6 protein-coding genes are annotated in these 5,500 nt (G+C 71.2%); 4 read left to right on the top strand and 2 right to left on the bottom strand.

Features of this window, described 5'->3' with window-relative positions:
* The 4 genes from MJ783_RS19895 to MJ783_RS19910 form a co-directional block, all read left to right on the top strand.
* The coding region (locus tag MJ783_RS19895; protein ID WP_239312554.1) for an ABC transporter permease at positions 1 to 1,101 on the top strand (1,101 nt) is incomplete at its 5' end.
* A gap of 122 nt (positions 1,102 to 1,223) precedes the next feature.
* Complete coding sequence (locus tag MJ783_RS19900) at positions 1,224 to 2,723, top strand: aldehyde dehydrogenase (protein ID WP_239312556.1); 1,500 nt, start codon at positions 1,224 to 1,226, stop codon at positions 2,721 to 2,723.
* A complete protein-coding gene (locus tag MJ783_RS19905; RefSeq protein ID WP_239312557.1) occupies positions 2,702 to 2,893 on the top strand; it encodes a hypothetical protein in 192 nt (63 codons plus the stop codon). The genes MJ783_RS19900 and MJ783_RS19905 overlap by 22 nt, the downstream gene beginning before the upstream one ends.
* 31 nt (positions 2,894 to 2,924) lie before the next feature.
* Complete coding sequence (locus MJ783_RS19910; protein WP_239312560.1) at positions 2,925 to 3,161, top strand: hypothetical protein; 237 nt, start codon at positions 2,925 to 2,927, stop codon at positions 3,159 to 3,161.
* A 59-nt stretch (positions 3,162 to 3,220) separates the two neighbouring features.
* On the opposite strand, the gene MJ783_RS19915 is transcribed toward MJ783_RS19910, so the two are convergent.
* The gene (locus MJ783_RS19915) at positions 3,221 to 4,027 is read right to left on the bottom strand and encodes an SDR family NAD(P)-dependent oxidoreductase (protein ID WP_239312563.1); all 807 of its coding nucleotides are present in this window, start codon (positions 4,025 to 4,027) and stop codon (positions 3,221 to 3,223) included.
* 33 nt (positions 4,028 to 4,060) lie between these two features.
* Positions 4,061 to 5,326: an acyl-CoA dehydrogenase family protein gene (locus MJ783_RS19920; protein ID WP_239312566.1), complete on the bottom strand. Its 1,266-nt coding sequence runs from the start codon at positions 5,324 to 5,326 to the stop codon at positions 4,061 to 4,063.
* Positions 5,327 to 5,500: the final 174 nt, after the last annotated feature.

The raw sequence follows: 5,500 nt of genomic DNA on the forward strand, positions 1-5,500 counted from the left end.
GCCACGGCGCGGGAAGCCGGCGTCGCCGCGGCGGGCGGGACGGGCCGCGGGAGCTCCGGCGCTCCCCGTCCGCCGGAGCCGGTCCGGCAGCCGGTCAGCGTCACGCTCGGCAGGTACAGCGCACTGATTCTCTTCGCGCTGTTCATCGTCATCTTCGGCGCGCTCAAGCCGCACCTGTTCCTGACGGTCAGCACGTTCCGTCTCACCTTCGGTGAAGGCGTGGTGACGGCGGTTCTGGCACTGGCCTTCCTCGTCCCGCTCGCGGCCGGTGTTTTCGACCTGTCGATCGGCGCGATGATGGGGCTGTCGCTCGTCGTGATCAACTGGTTCGCGGCCAACACCGGCGTCCCGATCGCCCTGGTCTGTACCGGCGCTGTGCTGTTGTGCTGCCTGGTCGGTCTGATCAGCGGTTTCCTGGTGGTGCGGTTGCGGGTCAACTCACTGATAGCCACCCTCGGCGTGAGCCAGGTGCTCACCGCTGTGGGGCTGAAGGTCTCCGACAACCGTCAGATCACCGGCGCGTTCTCCGACCGGTTCGCGACGCTTGGCAGCACGAACCTGCTGGGTGTTCCGGTGGTCGTGCTCTACCTGCTGGTACTGGCGGTCATCGGGTGGTTCGTGCTGGAGCACACGCCGGCCGGGCGCTACCTGTTCGCCGTCGGCAGCAGCCCCGATGCCGCGCGGCTGGCCGGCCTGTCGACGGAGCGGCTTGTCTACGGCTCGCTCGTCGCCTCCGGCGCGGTGGCCGGGATCGCCGGCGTCATCTACGCGATGCGGGTCGGCGCCTACACCGCGGACGCCGGTCCGGGCCTGCTGTTCCCCGCGCTGGCGGCGGTGTTCTTCGGGGCGTCGCAGTTCTCCCGGCGGCCCAATGTGTGGGGCACGCTGATCGCTTACTTCGCGCTCGCTTTCGGCGTCAAGGGGCTACAGCTGGCCTTCGGGCCTGGCACCTTCTGGATCCAGCCGCTGTTCCAGGGGGTGGCGCTGCTGATCGCGGTCTCCCTGGCGAGCCGGCAGGTCGCCCAGACGCGGCGCAGCCGGCGGGCACAGGCGGCCACGACCGCGACCGAGCCCGCCGTCACAACCGTGGCCGAGCCGTGACGCGGGCCCAGGCCGGTGTCCGGGGATCTCCTGTGCCCTGGCCGTCGAACTGCCCTGGCCGTCGAACGCCGTGACCGCGGTGATGTCCGCGGGTTTCCCGCAACCAGATCGGAGCAGCTTCGATGAGCAGCACATTGGATGATCAATCGGTATATCCGATCTCGGCGGAAACCGCCCGCCAGCTGGCGCGCCCCCTGTTCGGCCACGTGATCGACGGTGCGGTCGTCCCGTCCCTCGACGGGGCGACGATGGCGGTCATCGACCCCGCGACAGAACGCCACGTCGCCACCGCCGCGGCCGGCTCGGCGGCCGACGCCGAAAGGGCCGCGCGGTCCGCGCGTGCCGCGTTCGACGACGGTCGGTGGCGCTTCCTCCCGCCGCTGGAAAAGGAACGCCGGATGCGCAGGCTCGCCAGCCTCCTGGCGGAGCGGGCCGACGTCTTCGCCGAGATCGACGTGATCGACTCGGGACTGCCGCGTTTCTACGAGGGCTTCATCGTCCAGTTCGCGGTCGACGGTATCGACTACTACGCTGGCTGGCCCTCCAAGATTGCCGGAGCGATCCCGGCGGTACCGTCGGACCTGGTCGTCTACCAGCATCGGGAGCCGATCGGCGCCATCGGCCTGATCACCCCGTGGAACGGGCCGACAGCCGTGTTCGCCGCGGTGGCCGCCGCCATCAGCGCCGGCAACAGCGTCGTGCTGAAGCCGGCCGAGCAGACCCCCATGTCGGCGGTTCTCATGGCGGAGCTGGCGCTCGAGGCGGGAATCCCGCCGGGGGTCTTCAACGTCGTCCAAGGTGTCGGTGAGGTGGTGGGCGCGGCCCTCGTCACCTCCGCCAACATCGACGCCGTGTCGTTCACCGGTTCGGTGGCGACCGGAAGCGCCATCCAGGCCGCTGCCGCCGCACGGGTGAAACGGGTGAGCCTCGAGCTCGGCGGCAAGAGCCCGTTCATCGTCTTCCCCGACGCCGACCTGGAGGCCGCCGCCGCCGCGGCCATGGCCGGGGTGTGGGGCGCGTCCGGGCAGGTGTGCACCGCGGGCAGCCGCCTGTTGGTCCACCGCTCCGTGCACGACACACTGGTAAGCATGATCATTGACGGCTCGCGTGACATCCAGCTCGGCTCGGGTTTCGACCCCAGCAGCCAGCTGGGGCCGCTGGTGTCCGCCGAGCAGCTGGAGCGGGTGCGGCGTTACGTCGGCTACGGCCGGGACGAGGGCGCGGAGCTGGTGCTCGGCGGTGAGCGCCATGGCGACGTCGGCTACTTCCACCAGCCAACGGTGTTCACATCCGTGCGCAACGACATGCGGATCGCCCGCGAGGAGATCTTCGGGCCGGTGATGTCCGTGCTGGAGTTCGGCTCGGAGGAGGAGGCCATCGCCATCGCCAACGACACCGAGTACGGGCTGGCGGCCGGTGTGTGGACGAACGATCTGGGCCTGGCACACCGCACGAGCAGAGCATTACGGGCCGGAACGGTGTGGGTGAACACCTACCAGATGGTCTACCCGACGGTGCCCTACGGCGGCGTGAAGAACTCCGGGCACGGCCGCAGCCTGGGCGCGGCCTCGCTCGACGATTTCACCGAGATCAAGAGTGTGTGGATGAAGGTGGGGGGCTGACGCGCCAGCGCGGCGGCGGGCGCGGCTACCACAACCAGCTGCGACGCGAAGCGGACGGCTGGAAAATCAGCAGGCTTCTCCTCGAGATTCGCTGGGGCGAGCGCCGGGTGGATGCCACCGGCTACCTTGCCGAGGTCGGCGGGCCCGGCCCTCAGGTGTGTCCCCGGTGACACGGCCGGCCCCGGACGCGGGGACGGCACGGTGAGAACCCACGCGGCGGTGCTGTGGCCGGGGGAGCCGACGCTGACAACGACGACCCTCGACGGCGCGCTGCCGGCGGTGCGTGACCTCACCCATGGCTGCATGGCGAACACCGTTGTCATGACCATGGCCGCCGGTGACGGCCGGTTGCTGGAGTCCGCGCTGTCCCTCGTCGGTAGCCGGGGCACAGCGGTCATCGTCAACGTCCATCCCGCGGAGGGGACCGCTGCCACCTGAGGCCGACATCCGTTGCGTGGCGGCCGGGGCGGAACGGATGTCTGGGGCAGTCTGGCCCGTCAGTCTGGCCCGTCAGCCGGAGCGGTATAGGGGACGACTGCCTGGCCGCCGTCGACGGCGAGCAGCGCGCCGGAGGTGAAACTCGACGCGGGCCCGGCGAAGTACAGGGCCGCACCGACGATCTCGCGCGGGTCGCCGCCCCGGCCCAGGGGGAAGCGTCCGGCCATCGCCTCGAAGGCCGGGATGTCCCAGGTCCTGCTGATGTCGGTGAAGAACGGCCCTGCCATGATCGTGTTGACCCGGACCGTCGGCCCGAAGGCCTGGGCGAAGCCGGCGGTCAGGGTGTTCAGGCCCGCCTTGGCCGCCGCGTAGGGGAGGTCGCCCGGCGTCGGGCGCACCGCCGCGACACTGCTGATGTTGATGATCGAACCGCCGCCGGCGCGGGCCATGCGGGCACCGGCGAGCGCGGTGAGCCGAAACGGCCCCTTGAGGTTGACCCCGATGACCTTGTCGAACAGCTCCTCGGTCACCTCGTCCAGGCTCGGGTAGCGCGGGGCGATACCGGCGTTGTTGACCAGGATGTCGAGCCGGCCGAACTCGTCGTAGACGGCGTCCACCAAGCGGGTGAGGCCGGCCCAGTCGCCGACGTGCGCGGGGTAGGGCAACGCCCTGCGGCCGGTGGCGCGGCGGACCTCCGCGGCGAGTTCCGCGCAGCCGGCGGCCTTCCGGCTTGTGATCACGACGTCCGCGCCGGCCGCGGCGAACGCGAGCACCATCTCCCGGCCGAGGCCGCGGCTCCCGCCTGTCACGAGTGCCACCTTGCCCTGGAGCGGGCTGCCATGCCCGGGGTCATCGTACTGGCGCATCTGTGCTCCCGCCACGGTGGGATCCGCCGATGGTCAACGTGGGATGTCCCGCCAGGGCCTGCCCCGGTCGGTCCGCGGCTCGCCCGGCAGCCCGAGGATCCGCTCGGCGATGATGTTGCGCTGGATCTCGTCCGAACCACCCGCGATCCGGTAGCCCGGAGCGCCCAGGACATGGGAGCTCCAGCAGAACGTGCCCCACTCACCGGTGTCCGCCGTCAGGCGCGGGCCGAGCAGCAGAGCGGCCGTCCGCGACGCCGATTCCATGCCCGCCACCCAGCGCAGCTTGCGCAGGGAGCCCGCCGCCCCCGGCGCCCGGCCGGCCTGCCGGGCCTGTTCATCCCGCTGGGCCGACACCCGGGCGAGCCGTTCGTTGATGAACACGTCGGCGAGCTGCTGGCGGACCAGCGGATCGCCCGCCCGACCCAGCCACCGGGCCAGCGCCACGAGTTCCCGGAAGCCCCCGCCGACCTGGCTCGGCGCGCTGCTGGCCTCGCGCTCGAACCCGAGCGTCGTCAGGGCCGTCCGCCAGCCCCCGCCCACCTCCCCGAGACGCAGGGAGTCGGGAACCCGGACGTCGTCGAGGAAGACCTCGTTGAACGACGAACCGCCCGACATCTGGCGCAGCGGTCGGATGGTCACTCCGGGAGAGCCCAGTGCGATCATGAAGGCGGTGAGGCCCGCGTGTTTCGCGGCATCCGGGTCGGTCCGCGCGATGAGCATGCCCCAGTCGGCGAACTGGGCACCCGAGCTCCAGACCTTCTGCCCGTTGACCACCCAGGCGTCACCGTCGCGAACCGCGCGGGTGGCCAGGGCGGCGAGGTCGGAACCAGCGCCCGGCTCGGAGAACAGCTGGCAGCACAGCTCCTCGGCGCGCAGGAACCGCCGCACCAGGAGAGCGCGCTGGCCGGGGGTGCCGACGAGCTCGATCGTTGGGGCGATCAGGTGCAGCGTCACCGTCAGCAGCTCGTGCCCCGGCGGAGTCTCGACGTGTGCCTCCTCGTGGGCGAACACCTCGGCGAACTCGGGCCCGAGCCCGCCGCCGCCGTACTCGGGAGCCCAGGTGATCGCGCCGAAGCCGGCGTCGAACTTCTGCCGCTGCCAGGCAGCCGCCCGGTCGATCAGCGCCTTCTCGTCCGCGAAGGACAGGCTGTGAAAGACCGACACGTCGTCCGGCCCCTGTCCCCAGCCTTCCTGGCGGCCCTCACCTGGGCCGGCCCGCGGGCCCGCGCGGTCGGCGAGCCAGGCACGTACCCTGCCCCGGAAGGCCTCGAGATCCCTGTCCGCAGCTTCCGCGCCCATGGGTCTCCCTCGGGGTTGTCAGATTCGTCACGTCTATATTCGTCATGAGGTTAAGGTCTTTGGATGGCAGGCGCAACGGGGCCTGCGGGGGTTTGTGCCAGGTTCCCCCACAGGCGCCACTGGCACGCGGGCGCGCGGCGCGCTGCCCGGCGGCATCGGGACCGCGGCCAGGAC

Source organism: Protofrankia sp. Cj3 (genome assembly GCF_917627355.1).
Taxonomy (GTDB): Bacteria; Actinomycetota; Actinomycetes; order Frankiales; family Frankiaceae; genus Protofrankia.